The sequence below is a fragment of the Variovorax sp. TBS-050B genome (genome assembly GCF_029893635.1).
Taxonomy (GTDB): domain Bacteria; phylum Pseudomonadota; class Gammaproteobacteria; order Burkholderiales; family Burkholderiaceae_C; genus Variovorax.
In genome coordinates, this window is record NZ_JARXYR010000002.1 from 3,566,288 (window position 1) to 3,580,597 (window position 14,310).

Here is a 14,310-nt window from a genome sequence, read left to right on the forward strand (position 1 = left end):
CTGCCTGCCCCCATCCCAACCTTCCCCCAGCGGGGGAAGGAGCCAAGCCATGACCCAGATCGAGATCCCTCTCGTCATCCACGGCCGCAAGGTCGTCGGCGGCGTCGCCGAAGGCGAGGCGCTGGTCACGCGCGACCGCATCTCGGGTTGGGGCGGCATCGATCCGCGCACCGGCACGGTCATCGAGACGCGGCATGCGCTGCGCGGCCAGAGCTTCGCGGGCAAGGTGCTGGTGTTCCCGGGCGCCAAGGGATCGTCGGGCTGGTCGGCCATGTTCCACATGACGCGGCTCATGAACGTCGCGCCCGCCGCATTCCTGTTCAACGAGATGACGACCAAGATGGCGCTCGGCGCAGTGGTCACGCATGCACCCGCGATGACCGATTTCGAACGCGACCCGCTCGAATGCATCGCCACCGGCGACTGGGTGCGCGTGGACGCCGACCGCGGCGTGATCGAGATCACGAAGAAAAAGAACGACACACCCGGAGACCGTCCATGACCACCCGCCCCCTGCGCAGCAACTTCCCGCGCGGCTCCTACCTCTGGTCGGTGCGCAACGCCCACTGGCGCGCGCTCGGCATTCCGGAGGAGGACTGCGAGAAGCCCAAGATCGCCATCGTCAACAGTTCCTCCGAACTGGCCGCGTGCTTCAGCCACCTCGACCGCGTGGCGGCCGAGATCAAGACCGCGATCCGCGCTGCGGGCGGCGTGCCCTTCGAGATCCGCACGGCGGCGCCGAGCGACTTCATCACCGGCGCGGGCGCGCGCGGCGCCTACATGCTCGGCGCGCGCGACCTCGTCACCAACGACATCGAGGTGGCGGTCGAGGGCGCGCAGCTCGACGGCATGGTCTGCCTCACTTCCTGCGACAAGACCGTGCCGGGCCAGCTCATGGCGGCCGCGCGGCTCAACATCCCGACGCTGCTCGTGCCCTGCGGCTACCAGCCCAGCGGCGAGTACCGCGGCCGGCACATGGACATCGAGGAAGTGTTCATCGGCGCCATGCATGCCGTCACCGGCCACCTGCCGGTGGACGAACTCGTGGGCATGAGCCGCGAGGCGATCCGCGGCCCCGGCGTGTGCTCGGGCCTGGGCACGGCCAACTCGATGCACATCGTCTGCGAGGCGCTCGGCATGGCGCTGCCGGGCAGCGCGCCCGTGGCCGCGCTCAGCGACAAGATGATGGCCGACGTGCGCGCCGCCGGCGCGCGCATCGTGCAGATGGTGTGGGACGACCTCAAGCCGCGCGACATCCTCTCGCCCGGCGCCTTCGCCAACGCGGTGCGCGCGGTGCTCGCGATCGGCGCCTCGCTCAACACCGCCAAGCATCTGCAGGCGGTGGCGACCGAGGGCGAATGCGGCGTCGACGTGTACGGTCTGTTCGAGCGCCTCGGCCCCGAAACGCCGGTGCTCGCGGGCGTGCGGCCGATCGGCGAGCACAGCGTCGAGCAGTTCGAGGCCGCGGGCGGCGCCCGCGCGCTCATGAAGCAGCTGGCGCCGCTGCTCGACACCGGCGCACGCACCGTCACCGGCGGCACCGTGGCGGACAACCTGCGCGACGCGGCCGTGGCCGATGCCGAGGTGATCCGCCCGATCGACCGCCCGGTCGCGCCGCTGCCCGCGATCGTGCTGCTGCGCGGCAACCTCGCGCCCGAGTCGGGGCTGGTCAAGGCCGGCATCGCGCCGCGCAAGGTGCGCCGCTTCACCGGGCCGGCGGTGTGCTTCTGGACCTCCGACGCCGCCATCGCGGCATTGAAGAAGGGCGAGATCGTGCCGGGTCAGGTGGTGGTGATGCGCGGTGCCGGCGCCTGCGGCGGCCCGGCCATGGGCGGCGGCGCCTCGCGCGTGGTGTTCGCGGTCGATGGCGCGGGGCTCGGCGACCAGGTGGCGATCCTGACCGACGGCCATCTCTCGGGCCTGGTCTGCAAGGGGCTGGTGGTGGCCGAGGTCTCGCCCGAGGCCGCGCTCGGCGGGCCGCTGGGGCTGGTGCGCGACGGCGACGTGATCACCATCGACCTCGACGCACGGCGCCTCGACGTCGCCCTGAGCGACGCCGAGCTGCAGGCCCGCCGCGCCGACTGGCAGGCGCCGCCGCCCGCCTTCGACACCGGCTGGCTGCAGCAGTACCGGCGCAACGTGAGCCCGCTCTCCAAGGGCGCGGTGCTCGTGCGCACCGACCCCTAGGCCTTTCTTCACCCCGGCTCCCGCAACCGGCTGCGCCTGCGCGCGCCCGGTGGCGCAGCCCTGCGCGCGTTCCGAGTTTTTCAACCAGAGAAGAAGCAGGAGACAAGACCACCATGAAGCGACTTTTGACCATGTGTTCGGCCCTCGGGCTGGCCGGCGGCGCGGCGCACGCCCAGTCGAGCGTGACCGTGTTCGGCGTGATGGACGTGGGCGTGCAGTACACCTCCAGCGGGGGCGGCGGCTCGGTCAAGGCGCTGTCGAACGGCGGCCTCTCGACCAGCCGCATCGGCTTTCGCGGCACCGAGGACCTCGGCGGCGGCCTGCGCGCGGGCTTCTGGCTCGAGGCCAGCCTGAACCCCGACACCGGCGGCGGCCGGCCGAGCAACAGCAACAACCAGGCGAACGGCGGCGGGCCCGCGGGGCCGATCACCTTCGACCGCATGTCCTTCGTGAGCCTCTCGCACCAGAAGTTCGGCGAACTGCGCCTGGGCCGCGACTTCATTCCCACGCACTACAACAGCATCTACTTCGATCCCTTCAACGCCAACGGCGTGGCGCGCGCGGGCAACCTCACCTTCGCAGGGGCGGGCACCGGGCCGCTGCCCACCGCCATCACCGGCAGCAACACCGTGAGCTACTGGCTGCCGGCCGGCCTCGGCGGGGTCTACGGCATGGCGATGATCGGCACCGGCGAGAACGACTCCACCGCACCCAACCGCGACGACGGCAACTTCGCGGGCGCGCGCATCGGCTTTGCCGCGGGGGCCTTCGACATCGCCGCGGCCGTGACGCGCACGCACTTCGACGCCACCGCCGCCATCGGCAACTACACCCACGCCAACATCGGTGCGAGCTGGGACGCGGGCTTCGCGAAGTTCTTCGCGCTCTACAACAAGGTGACGGTGAAGCTCGCGGCCGGCACGGTGCGCAAGAACACCGCCGAGATCGGCGCCCACATCCCGGCCTTCGAGGTCGGCCGCATCCGCCTGAGCTACGCCTACCTCGACGACCGCAGCGACGAGAGCCTGCGCAACGCCAACGGCCTGCCGCGGCATCGCGACGACGCGCGCCAGTTCGGCATCGGCTACGTGCACAACCTCTCGAAGCGCACCGCGCTCTACGGCACCTACGCGCGGCTCATGAACAGCGGCCAGGCGCGCTACGTGGTCAGCGGCGGCGTGGCGCCCGCGGGCGGGCGGCGCTCGTCGGGCTGGGAGCTGGGCGTGCGCCACCTGTTCTGAAAGGAGCGACACCATGCAACGCAGACACCTGAACCTCGCGGCGCTCGCGGCCGCCACCTTGCCCGGCGCCGCCGCCTGGGGCGCGGCCGGCGGCTACCCCGACAAGCCGCTGCGCCTGATCGTCGGCTTCGCGCCCGGCGGCGGCGCCGACGCGCTCACGCGCATCATTGCCGAAGGGCTCTCCAAGCAGCTCGGCCAGCAGGTGATCGTGGAGAACCGCCCGGGCGCCGACGGCGTGCTCGCGGCGCAGGCCACCTCGTCGGCCAGGCCCGACGGCTACACGCTGCTGATGGGCACCAACACCGCGATGGTGGCCGCGCCCACGCTCCGGCCCACGCCGCCCTACGATCCGTTCAAGGCCTTCACGCCGATCAGCTCGGCCGGGCAGTTCTCGATGTTCCTCGTGGTGCCCGCGAGCCTGCCCGCGAAGAGCGTGAACGAACTGCTCGCGCTCGTCGCCGCGAAGCCCGGCGCCTACAACTCGGCCTCGAGCAACAGCGCCTCCGAGCTCGCGATGCTGCAGCTGCTGGGCGAGCGCAAGGTGGTCAATGCGCGCTACAAGGGCGACATGCAGGCCATGACCGACCTGCTCGGCGGCCAGATCCACATGATGTTCACCACCGGCACGCTGGCGCCGGGCTTCGTGAAGGAAGGGCGCATCCGCGCGCTGGTCACGCTGCTGCCGCAGCGCAGCGCCTTGCTGCCCGAGGTGCCCACGGGCGGCGAGCTGGGCCTCGGCAAGCTCACGATCACGCCCTGGGCCGGCTTCTTCGGCCCGCCGGGGCTGCCGCAGGCCATCACCGAGCGGCTCTCGCAGGAACTGCAGAACACCTTGAAGCGGCCCGAGGTGCATGCCCAACTGGTGCAGCAGGGCTTCGAGGGCTACGGCATGAGCCCCGCGAAGTTCGCCGAGTTCTTCCGCACGCAGTACGAGGCCTTCGGCGCCACCGTGCGGCAGCACAACGTCAAGTTCGAGTAGCGCGGGGCGGCCTTCAGCGTTCGATCGAGGCCGCGTTGCTGCGCCAGAACGCCGCGTCGGGGATCGGCCCCGCGCCCGCGGCGGCGTTGTCGGCCATGTGCTCGGCCCGGCTCGTGCCCGGGATCACGCAGGTCACGGCCGGATGGCTCAGCACGAACTTCAGCAGCACCTGCGCCCAGCTCGTGCAGCCGATCTCGGCGGCCCAGGCCGGCAGCGGCCGGTCGCGCAGCCGGCGCAGCAGCCCGCCGCCGCCGAAGGGCATGTTGACGATCACCGCCACGCCGAGATCGGCCGCGAGCGGCAGCAGCCGGTGCTCGGCGTCGCGCGCATCGAGCGAGTAGTTGATCTGCAGGAAGTCGAGCTGCTTCTCCGCGCGCAGCACCGCCTCGACCTCGCCGTAGGCCGAGGCCGTGTAGTGCGTGATGCCGATGTAGCGGATGCGGCCCTTCTTCTTCCAGGCGCGCAGGGTCGCAAGCTGGGTCTTCCAGTCGACCAGGTTGTGCACCTGCATCAGGTCGATGCGGTCGGTGCGCAGCCGCGCGAACGACTGCTCCATCTGCGCGATGCCGGCCTGCCGCCCCGTGGTCCAGACCTTGGTGGCGAGGAAGGCCCGCTCGCGCAGCCTTGCCGCGGCCAGCAGCTCGCCGGTGGTCTCCTCGGAGCGGCCGTACATCGGCGAACTGTCGATCACCTTGCCGCCGGCGGCGAAGAGGGCGTCGAGCACGCCCGGCAGGCGCTTGTATTCCTCGCTACCGGGGCGGCGGTCGAAGCCGATCCAGGTGCCGCAGCCGATCACGGGCAGGGTCTTCCTGGGTGGAGGGGATGGGGCGGGTGTTCATCGGAGTGGCGGGTGGCTGTTGCTGCGCCACGGCGTTCACCGCCGCCGCCATCGGCAGTGCCGCGGCGAGCCGCAGGAAGTTGGCGCGGTTCATGGGCACGCCGGCAGGCGGCGCTGGCGGCAGGGCGGGCGGAATGAAGCGCTTCATGGGAAGGGGTCTCCATGGGTCCGGGCGGGAAGCCGCGGCAACGATAGCACCGGAGCGGATCCGCGTCGCTACAGCAGCCCCTTGGCCGACGCCTTCAGCGTGGCGGCCGCGCGCGTCGAGCAGCCGAGCTTGCGGAACACGCGCTCGACATGCGTGCGCACCGTGCTCGGGCTGACGCCGAGCGCACGCGCGACCTGCTTCGTGTTGTCGCCCTGGCTGATGCAGCGCAGAACCTCCAGTTCGCGCTGCGAGAGCTGCAGGTCGTCCGGTGCGGGCGGGACGACGGGCTTCGATGGCGTGCCTGGCATGGCGCAGGCGAGCAGTGCGGTGACCACCTCGCGGTCGAAGCGGCCGGCCGCCACGTCCGCGTGCAGGCGATCGAGCGATTCCGCTTCCGTCAGCTCGGGCCGCCAGGGGCGGCGGGTGCGGTGCGAGACCCATTGCTCGGCCGCCGCCACGATCTGCCCTTCGAGTGGCATCGACATGCCCGAGCGACCGCGGAAGTAGCCCGAGCCGTCGCGCCGCTCGAACGCGAACGATGCGATTTCCGCCTCGGCCGCGAGACCGTCGATCTGCCCCGCCGCGCGCGAGGTCCAGTACGGCACCAGCCGCAGACGCTCCATCGACGCGGCCGGCAGCGGCTCGGGCGCGTTCCAGATCGCGTTGGGCACCGCGGCGCGGCCGATGCCGTGGATCAGGCCCGCCCGGTAGGTGCGCCGGCACAGCCCTTCGTCCATGCCGAGCCGCGCGCCGCAGTCGCGCGCCAGCCGGGCCACGCGCCGCGAGTACCCCGTCATCCAGGGCAGCTTGAGGTCGCTCACGTCGCCCACGAGTTCGAGCCCGATGCGGCCCAGCATCGAGGCCGGCGGGTCGATGCCGTCGGCCCATGGCGCGACCGGGGCATCGAGCCGTTCCATCCATGCCCTGGCGTGCGGCGCGCAGGCATCGACGAGAAAGGCGGGGTAAAGGCTGTCGGCGCGTCCCTTCGTCAGCGCGAGGGCCTCGTCGATGCCGTAGAGCCGGCCGAAGATCTCGAGATCGCTCGCCAGCGCCACCACATAGGTCGCGAGCGGCACCTCATCGCCCTGCAGCAGGCCCGGCACGCCGCTGCCGTCGTAGGCCTCGAAGACCGTGCGCAGCGCCGCTTCGGTGTCGGAGCGCAGGCCGAGCATGTGCGCGATGTCGCCCGCGATCTCGCAATGGATTTGGGCCATGGCCAGCACCGGCGCGGGGACCGGCGCCTGCTGCGGCTGGCGCATGCGCGGCTGCGGCGATGCCAGCAGCGCGCGCCGGCCCAGCACGTCGTCCTCGAGGAAATCCGCGAACTCCTGGGCGTTGGCCGTGCAACCCGACCAGCGCAGCAGCGCCACATGCCGCGCGACCTCGACCTGCGGCGCGTCGCAGCCGGCTTCGGTCGCGATCATTCCGGCCAGCCACGCCGTGCGCAGGGAATGATCGATCGGCTGGCCCATGCTCAGGTCGCCGATGAAGGCGAGCGCGCGGACCGCGTCGAAAACGGAAATGGTGGTCTCTTCGGACATGGGATCGTCGTGGCGGGGCACAGCATCGCACAGTCTTCGCCGGGCGGCCGCCTGTCGGTCATTCGACCGATACCGCGGGCCGCGGCGCGTGGGAAGAATCGACGCCATGTCCCATCCCATCCCAACCTCCCTCCAGCGCGCCGCCTGGCTGCGCAAGCTCTACCTGGTCCGCGCGGCCTTCTCGTTCGCGTGGGTCGCACTGGCCTTCACCGTGGCCGGGCGATCGCCTGCGTTCACCGCCGTGCTGCTGATCGTCTATCCCGCATGGGACGCCCTGGCGAACCTGCTGGACGCCCGGATGACGGGCGGCGCCAGGGCCAATCCGACCCAGATGCTGAACGCCTGGATCAGCACCATCGTCACGGTGGCCGTGGCGGTCTCCCTCGTGCTCGAAGCGCGGATCGATCTCGTGATCTTCGGCGCCTGGGCCATCGTCTCGGGCCTGCTCCAGCTCGCGACCGCCATTCGCCGCCGCAAGGGCGACCGCGGGCAATGGGTCATGATGCTCAGCGGCGCGCAGTCCGCGCTCGCCGGCGGCTTGTTCATCGCGCGGCAGGGCACCGGTGCGCCGGTCCTCCAGACGCTCGCCGGCTATGCGGCGGTGGGTGCGGTCTATTTCCTGATCTCCGGGTTGTGGATGCTGTTTCGCAGGGGGGCGCAGGGCGCGCGCGCGGCCTCGTCGAGCGCCTGAGGGCCGGCGCCGGCCGGCAGCCCGGCCCGTCAGCAGTCCGGGCAGAGGGGGAATCCCCCCGCCTTGCAGCGATCGGAATACTGTATAAAAATACAGTTAACATTCACTGCCGCCATGGGCCTTCCTTTCCCCGCCTCCCTTTCCTCCGCCGCCGGCCGCGGCGTGTGGCATGCCGACGAGCTCGGCAGCGCCGACGCGCAGGTCATCGGCACCGGGCACGATGCGCTCGACGCGCAGCTGCCCGGGGGCGGCTGGCCGGTGGGCGCCATGACCGAGCTGCTGCAGGCGGCGCCCGAGGACCACGTCTGGCGCCTGCTGCTGCCCGCGCTGGTGCAGGCGGTCCAGGCGCGCGGCGGGCCGGTGGTGCTGGTCGGGCCGCCGCGCGAACCCTTTGCCGCCGCGCTCGCGGCGCACGGCCTCGGGCCCGAGGCGCTGATGTGGGTGCGCAGCGAGACTCCGGCCGCGCGCCTCTGGGCCTGCGAGCAGGCGCTGCGCTGCGCCGAGGTGGGCGCGGTGCTGGCCTGGCTGCCGCAGGCGCGCGTGGGCGAATTGCGGCGGCTGCAGCTCGCGGCCGCGCAGCATGAGGCGCTGCTGTTCGTCTGCCGGCCCGAGTCGGTGGCGCAGTCGGCCTCGCCCGCGCGGCTGCGGCTGCGCATCGCCAACGGCGCGGCCGACACGGCGCAGATCGAGCTGCACATCCTCAAGCGCCGCGGTCCGCCGCTGGCGGCGCCGGTCGTGCTGCCGGCGCGTGGCGAGCGCATGGCGGCGCTGCTCGCCGCGGCGCGGCTGCGGCGCCGGCTGCGCGCGCAGCAGCAGGGCAGCGCCGTGCCGGCGCAACAGGCCGTGCCGTCCACCGCGGGCGAGGGCAACGTGGTGCGCATCGACGCATGGAAGGCAGGAGGAGGCGCCAATGCACTGGATCGCCTTGCAGTGGTCGCCTGAGAGCGCCGACCCCGCGGAGGGCGCCGAAGCCGCCGCGCTGCCCACGCCCGAGGCGCTGGGCTGGTGGGCGCTGCGCTACACGCCGCACGTGGTCTGGATCGACGAGGCGCTGATGCTCGAGGTCTCGGCCTGCGAGCGCCTCTGGGGCGGGCGCCTGTCGCTGATGCGCCAGCTGGTGCACGAGCAGCCGGCCGCCGGCGCCACGCTGCGCGGCGCGCCGGGCGCCACCAGCCTGGAGGCGCTGGCGCGGCTGCGGCTCTTCGCGCGCGGCGAGAAGCGGCCGCGCGAGCTGCCCGCCGGCCTGCCGCTCGACACCCTGAGCGCCGCGCGCGCGCACCTCGACCTGCTCGCGCGCCTGGGCTGCCGCACCTGGGGCGAGGTCGCGGCGCTGCCGCGCGGCGGCTTCGTGCGGCGCTTCGGCACCGAACTGCGCGATGCGCTCGACGTCGCCTGGGGCCTGCGCCCCGAAAGCCACGACTGGCTCACGCTGCCCGACGTGTTCGAGCAGCGGCTCGAACTGCCCGCGCTGGCCGAGACCGCGCCCGAACTCATGTGGTCGGCCAACCGGCTGCTGTCGGCGCTGCAGATCTGGCTGCGCGCGCGCCAGCGCGGCGCGCGCTCGCTCGAACTGCAGTGGACGCTCGACCTCAAGCGCCTGAACGGCGTGAACCTGCCCACGCACCAGCAGCTCACCGTGCGCACCGCCGAGCCCACGCAGGACATGGCGCACCTGCGCCGCCTGCTGTCGGAAAAGCTCGCCCTCGCCACGCTCGCCGCGCCCGCCAGCTGGATCCGGCTGCGCACCCTCGAGACCGACCCATGGGCCGGCGCCAGCACCAGCTTCCTGCCCGAGGACAACCGCAAGGGCGACAAGCTCCATGAAATGGTCGAGCGGCTCAGCGCCCGGCTCGGCCCGCAGCAGGTGGTGGTGCCCGAGGCGCAGGCCGACCACCGGCCCGAGCGCACCCAGTCGTGGCGCCCCGCGCTGCAGGCGAACGCGAAGCCCGCGGCGCCGTCCGGCAGCAAGGCGCGCAAGCAGCCGAAGCCCGATGCCTCGCAGCAGCAGCAACAGCAGCCCGACGCCCTCTACCCCGCATGGCTCCTGCCCGAACCCCTGCTGCTCGAGATGGACGGCGAACGCCCCTGCTACCGCGGCCCGCTCGGCAAGCTGGTCGGGCCGCAGCGCATCGAGGCCGGCTGGTGGGGCGACAAGGAAGAGGGCGGCCAGCCCGCCATGCGCGACTACTACATCGCCGAAAGTCCCGAGGCCGGCCTGGTGTGGATCTTCCGCGAACGGCCCTCGGCGCGCTTCTCGGCCTCGGGCGAGGTGCGCTGGTACCTGCAGGGCTTCTATGCCTGACCTCAGCGAAAAGCAGTTGCGCGGCCGCAATGCCGCCCCCGTGCAGGCGCTCGCACCGCGCACCAGGCAGTTGCCGGGGCTGCCCGACTATGCCGAGCTGCACTGCCTGACCAACTTCAGCTTCCAGCGCGGCGCCTCCACGCCCGAGGAAGTGGTCGAGCGCGCCTACCAGCTCGGCTACAAGGCGCTCGCCATCACCGACGAATGCTCGGTCGCCGGCATCGTTCGCGCGCACGTCGCCCTGCGCGAGCTGCCGGCCAAGCTCGACGAATACGAGCGCGAGCATCCCGACGAGCCCGAGATCCCGCGCAACCCCGGTTTCCGCCTGCTCTTCGGCAGCGAGTTCCGCTTCGAGCGCTTTCGCCTCGTGGTGATCGCCGACGACACCGAGGGCTGGGGCAACCTCTGCGAGTTCATCACCGCCGCGCGCAACACCGAACTGCCCAAGGGCGAATACCGCGTGAGCTGGACGCAGAGCGACGTCGCCTCGCTGCAGCACTGCCAGGTGCTCTTCGTGCCCCATCGCCAGCCCGGCCAGGCGCTGGATGCCGCCACGCTGCACGACGACCTCATGGCCGCCAAGGCGCTGTACGGCCGGAACCTCTGGCTCGCGCTCGAACTCTTCAACGAGCTCGACGACGACCTCTGGTTCGTCACGCTCGTGGAGGCGGGCGAGCAGGCCGGCGTGCCGCTGGTCGCGGCCGGCGACGTGCACATGCATGCGCGCTCCATCAAGCCGCTGCACGACGTGCTCACCGCCGTGCGCGAGGGCAGGACCATCGCCGAATGCGGCTTCGCGCTGCAGGCCAATGCCGAGCGCCACCTGCGCCAGCGCGTGCGGCTCGCCGAGCTCTATCTGCCGCAGATGCTGCAGAACACGCTGGTCGTGGCCGAACGCTGCCGCTTCGATCCGGACGTGATCCGCGAGAACTACAAGTACCCGCTCGAAACCGTCGGCAGCCACGAAACCCCCGTGCAGACCCTGGTGCGCAAGACCTGGGAGGGCGCGGCGGCGCGCTACCCCGAAGGCATTCCCGACAAGGTGCGCGCGCAGGTCGAGAAGGAGCTCTCGCTCATCATCGAGATGAAGTACGAGATGTTCTTTCTCACCGTGGAGGACATCGTGCGCTTCGCGCGCTCGCAGAACATCCTCTGCCAGGGCCGCGGCTCCTCGGCCAACTCGGCCGTCTGCTTCTGCCTCGGCATCACCGCCGTCGATCCCGAGAAGGGCCACCTGCTGTTCGAGCGCTTCCTGAGCCGCCACCGCAACGAGCCGCCCGACATCGACGTCGACTTCGAGCACCAGCGGCGCGAGGATGTGATCCAGTACATCTATGAGAAGTACGGCCGCGAGCGCGCCGCCATCGCCGCCGTCGTCATCTGCTACCGCGCGCGCAGCGCCCTGCGCGACGTGGGCAAGGCCGTCGGCATCGACGAGCGGCTGATCGACGAGTTCGCCAAGGACCACTACTGGTTCGACGACACCGTGCTCGGCGAGCAGTTGCAGAAGGCTGCGGCGCGCGTGGGCGTGGTGGAGGACGAACTCAAGCTCGAACACTGGATCGAGATGACGCGGCGGCTCAAGGGCTTTCCGCGCCACCTGAGCCAGCACGTCGGCGGCTTCGTGCTCACCCACACCAAGCTCACGCGGCTGGTGCCGGTCGAGAAGGCCTCGATGAAGGACCGCTCCGTCATCCAGTGGGAAAAGGACGACCTCGAAGCCATGGGCATGCTCAAGGTCGACGTGCTCGCGCTCGGCATGCTCAGCGCCATCCGCCGCGGCCTCGACCACATGAACCGCTGGCGCGCGTCCACGGTCGAGATGCACCAGCTGCCGCACGACGACGAGACGGTGTACGACATGATCTGCGACGCCGACACCGTGGGCGTGTTCCAGATCGAGAGCCGCGCGCAGATGTCGATGCTGCCGCGCCTCAAGCCGCGCCGCTTCGAAGATCTCATCATCGAGGTCGCGATCGTGCGCCCCGGGCCCATCCAGGGCGGCATGGTGCATCCCTACCTCAAGCAGCGCGAGCGCGTGGCCAAGGGCCTGGCGATCCACTACGAGAAGGAAGAACTCCGCCCCGCGCTCGAACGCACGCTCGGCGTGCCCATCTTCCAGGAGCAGGTGATGCAGATCGCGATGATCGCGGCCAAATTCACTGCCGACGAGGCCGACCAGCTGCGCCGTGCCATGGCAGCGTGGAAGCGCAAGGGCGGGCTCGAGAAGTTCCACGAGAAGCTCGTGAAGGGCATGACCGACCGCGACTACAAGGCCGAGTTCGCCGAAGCCATCTTCAAGCAGATCCTCGGCTTCGGCGACTACGGCTTTCCCGAAAGCCATGCCGCCAGCTTTGCCCGGCTGGTCACCGTGAGCAGCTGGCTCAAGTGCCACGAGCCCGCGTGCTTCCTGGCCGCGCTGCTCGATTCGCAGCCGATGGGCTTCTACAGCCCCTCGCAGCTCGTGCAGGATGCGCGCCGCCACGGCGTCGAGGTGCGGCCGGTCGACGTGGCGTGCAGCGAGATCGACACCACGCTCGAAGCCCGTGCGCCCGATGCGCCGCGCATGCCCGCGGGCACCGATGCGCGCTACGCCCATCGCCTCGGCCGCGAGAACCAGCCCGCGGTGCGGCTCGGCCTCAACCGCATCGCAGGCCTGAGCGAAGCCGGTGCGAAGCGCCTGCTCGAAGCCCGGGCCCAGGCGCCTTTTTGCAGCACCGAAGACCTCGCGCTGCGCGCCGCGCTCGACGGCAAGGACATGGCCGCGCTCGCCGCCGCCGACGCGCTGATGTCGCTTTCGGGCCATCGGCGCCAGCAGGTGTGGGACGCCACCGCCACGCGCGACATGGGCGGCCGCGCGCCCGCGCTGCTGCGCGGCGTGCCGGTCAACGAAGAGGCCCTGCAATTGCCCGCCGCGCCCGAGGGCGAGGAGATCGTCGGCGACTACGCCGCGCTCGGCCTCACGCTGCGCCGCCATCCGCTCGCGCTGCTGCGCCCGCGCCTCGCACGCATGAAGCTCATGAGCGCCGAACAGCTGCGCCAGTCGGCCAGCGGACAGACCGTGCGCGCCTGCGGCATCGTCAAGGGCCGGCAGCGGCCCGGCACCGCCAACGGCACCATCTTCGTCACGCTGGAGGACGAGACCGGCAACGTCAACGTCATCGTCTGGAGCCACGTCATCGAGGCCTGGCGCGAGCCGCTGCTCAAGTCGCACCTGCTCGCGGTGCAGGGCACCTGGCAGCGCGACGACGACAGCGGCGGCAAGGTGCAGCACCTGATCGCCACCGGCTTCAAGGACCTCACGCCGCTCATGGGACGGCTCGCGCAGAGCAACACCAGCCGCGACTTCCACTGAACCGTCCATGGCCCGCCGAATGCAACCGATCGTTCCATGGCTCGCGCGCCCCAACAGTTTTCGCTAACCTGTTTCTCCCATGTCCGCACTCGCCCTTGATCCTGCCGTGGCCACGCCCATCGGGCCGCCGCCGCCCGCACCCGACGTGCCGGTTCCCATGCCTCCGCCGCCGCCGCCCGGGCTGCCGCCCGAAGGCGATCCGCCGCCCGTCGAACCGCCCATCACCGACCCCGGCTTTCCGCCGCCCGTGGGCGACCCGCCGCCGCCGATGCAGAAGGCCGGCGAGGTGCCGTTCGGCAAGCTCCATGCGCGGCGCCTGCGCGAGATCTATCGCTCGGCCGGCTGGCCCTGCTGCGACGGCATCGAGGTCGAGCTGCTCGCCGGCGGCTGGCTCGAACGCGTGCGCACCGCGCACGGCCACGAGACCCTGCGCGTCACCGATGCCGGCATTGCGCGCATTGCCACCACGCTCACCATCAACCGCGCCGCGCTCTCGCCGCACGAGGCGCTGGTCGAGCGCGTCGCGCGCGAGATGACGCGCGGCGGCCGCATCGCATGGCGCGGCCTGAGCCTGCGCGCGCGCCTGCCTCCATCGGAAGAGGGCGGCAAGCCGCGCTGGTGCATGGCCAGGCCCGACGTGTTCTCGATCCGCAACACCAGCGTCGAGGCCTATGCGCACCCGATCGTGCACGAGGTCAAGGTCAGCCGCGCCGACCTGCTCGGCGACCTGCGCAAGCCCGACAAGCGCGCCGCCTACCTCGACCTGGGCGGCGAATGCTGGTACGTGCTCGGCAACGACGCGCGCGGCCGCTGCATCGCCAGGCCCGAGGAGATTCCGCCCGAATGCGGCGTGCTCGTGCTCGAAGGCGAAAGGCTCGTCGTCGCCCGCGCCGCCGTGCACCGCGCCTTCGAGCGCATTCCCTTCGGCGTGTGGATGGCGCTCGCCAAGGCCCAGCCCATCGCGGGCTTCGACGACGATGCGCAGGACATGCTCGGCGGCCTCGACGCCGCGGCGTGCTGAGCGCGCG

Annotated in this window: 10 protein-coding genes and 1 pseudogene; 9 read left to right on the forward strand and 2 right to left on the reverse strand. The window is 71.6% G+C overall.

Features of this window, described 5'->3' with window-relative positions; translation table 11 throughout:
- Positions 1-49 precede the first annotated feature (49 nt).
- The 4 genes from M2165_RS19590 to M2165_RS19605 all read left to right on the forward strand — a co-directional run bounded on the left by M2165_RS19590 (position 50) and on the right by M2165_RS19605 (position 4,407).
- The gene (locus M2165_RS19590) at positions 50-502 is read left to right on the forward strand and encodes a DUF126 domain-containing protein (RefSeq protein WP_280816248.1); all 453 of its coding nucleotides are present in this window, start codon (positions 50-52) and stop codon (positions 500-502) included.
- Positions 499-2,187: a dihydroxy-acid dehydratase gene (gene ilvD, locus M2165_RS19595; RefSeq protein WP_280816249.1), complete on the forward strand. Its 1,689-nt coding sequence runs from the start codon at positions 499-501 to the stop codon at positions 2,185-2,187. Before M2165_RS19590 ends, ilvD begins: the two co-directional genes overlap by 4 nt.
- A gap of 113 nt (positions 2,188-2,300) precedes the next feature.
- A complete protein-coding gene (locus tag M2165_RS19600; RefSeq protein WP_280816250.1) occupies positions 2,301-3,428 on the forward strand; it encodes a porin in 1,128 nt (375 codons plus the stop codon).
- Between the two features lie 13 nt (positions 3,429-3,441).
- Positions 3,442-4,407 carry a tripartite tricarboxylate transporter substrate binding protein gene (locus tag M2165_RS19605; RefSeq protein ID WP_280816251.1) on the forward strand — a complete coding sequence of 322 codons (966 nt, stop codon included), beginning with the start codon at positions 3,442-3,444 and terminating at the stop codon, positions 4,405-4,407.
- A 13-nt stretch (positions 4,408-4,420) separates the two neighbouring features.
- Here the strand turns inward: M2165_RS19605 and M2165_RS19610 are convergent.
- Both M2165_RS19610 and M2165_RS19615 read right to left on the reverse strand, forming a co-directional pair.
- Positions 4,421-5,393: pseudogene (locus tag M2165_RS19610) on the reverse strand (aldo/keto reductase).
- A 68-nt stretch (positions 5,394-5,461) separates the two neighbouring features.
- Positions 5,462-6,934, reverse strand: coding sequence for an HD domain-containing phosphohydrolase (locus M2165_RS19615; RefSeq protein WP_280816252.1), 1,473 nt, complete (start codon positions 6,932-6,934; stop codon positions 5,462-5,464).
- A 106-nt stretch (positions 6,935-7,040) separates the two neighbouring features.
- Between M2165_RS19615 and M2165_RS19620 the strand changes: the two genes are divergently transcribed.
- The 5 genes from M2165_RS19620 to M2165_RS19640 all read left to right on the forward strand — a co-directional run bounded on the left by M2165_RS19620 (position 7,041) and on the right by M2165_RS19640 (position 14,303).
- On the forward strand, positions 7,041-7,625 hold the full coding sequence (locus M2165_RS19620; RefSeq protein WP_280816253.1) for a DUF308 domain-containing protein: 585 nt from the start codon (positions 7,041-7,043) through the stop codon (positions 7,623-7,625).
- A 114-nt stretch (positions 7,626-7,739) separates the two neighbouring features.
- Positions 7,740-8,567, forward strand: coding sequence for a translesion DNA synthesis-associated protein ImuA (gene imuA / locus M2165_RS19625; RefSeq protein WP_280816254.1), 828 nt, complete (start codon positions 7,740-7,742; stop codon positions 8,565-8,567).
- Positions 8,536-9,927 carry a DNA polymerase Y family protein gene (locus tag M2165_RS19630; RefSeq protein WP_280816255.1) on the forward strand — a complete coding sequence of 464 codons (1,392 nt, stop codon included), beginning with the start codon at positions 8,536-8,538 and terminating at the stop codon, positions 9,925-9,927. The genes imuA and M2165_RS19630 overlap by 32 nt, the downstream gene beginning before the upstream one ends.
- The gene (locus tag M2165_RS19635) at positions 9,920-13,282 is read left to right on the forward strand and encodes an error-prone DNA polymerase (RefSeq protein ID WP_280816256.1); all 3,363 of its coding nucleotides are present in this window, start codon (positions 9,920-9,922) and stop codon (positions 13,280-13,282) included. Before M2165_RS19630 ends, M2165_RS19635 begins: the two co-directional genes overlap by 8 nt.
- Positions 13,283-13,361: 79 nt before the next feature.
- The gene (locus M2165_RS19640) at positions 13,362-14,303 is read left to right on the forward strand and encodes a hypothetical protein (RefSeq protein WP_280816257.1); all 942 of its coding nucleotides are present in this window, start codon (positions 13,362-13,364) and stop codon (positions 14,301-14,303) included.
- Positions 14,304-14,310 lie beyond the last annotated feature (7 nt).

What these genes read in the sequence shown, in the direction of transcription:
- M2165_RS19635 (WP_280816256.1), top strand. Translation starts at nt 9,920, where the DNA reads ATGCCTGACCTCAGCGAAAAGCAGTTGCGCGGCCGCAATGCCGCCCCC.
- M2165_RS19605 (WP_280816251.1), top strand. Translation starts at nt 3,442, where the DNA reads ATGCAACGCAGACACCTGAACCTCGCGGCGCTCGCGGCCGCCACCTTG.
- M2165_RS19640 (WP_280816257.1), top strand. Translation starts at nt 13,362, where the DNA reads ATGTCCGCACTCGCCCTTGATCCTGCCGTGGCCACGCCCATCGGGCCG.
- ilvD (WP_280816249.1), top strand. Translation starts at nt 499, where the DNA reads ATGACCACCCGCCCCCTGCGCAGCAACTTCCCGCGCGGCTCCTACCTC.
- imuA (WP_280816254.1), top strand. Translation starts at nt 7,740, where the DNA reads ATGGGCCTTCCTTTCCCCGCCTCCCTTTCCTCCGCCGCCGGCCGCGGC.
- M2165_RS19630 (WP_280816255.1), top strand. Translation starts at nt 8,536, where the DNA reads ATGCACTGGATCGCCTTGCAGTGGTCGCCTGAGAGCGCCGACCCCGCG.
- M2165_RS19590 (WP_280816248.1), top strand. Translation starts at nt 50, where the DNA reads ATGACCCAGATCGAGATCCCTCTCGTCATCCACGGCCGCAAGGTCGTC.
- M2165_RS19615 (WP_280816252.1), bottom strand. Translation starts at nt 6,934, where the DNA reads ATGTCCGAAGAGACCACCATTTCCGTTTTCGACGCGGTCCGCGCGCTC.
- M2165_RS19620 (WP_280816253.1), top strand. Translation starts at nt 7,041, where the DNA reads ATGTCCCATCCCATCCCAACCTCCCTCCAGCGCGCCGCCTGGCTGCGC.
- M2165_RS19600 (WP_280816250.1), top strand. Translation starts at nt 2,301, where the DNA reads ATGAAGCGACTTTTGACCATGTGTTCGGCCCTCGGGCTGGCCGGCGGC.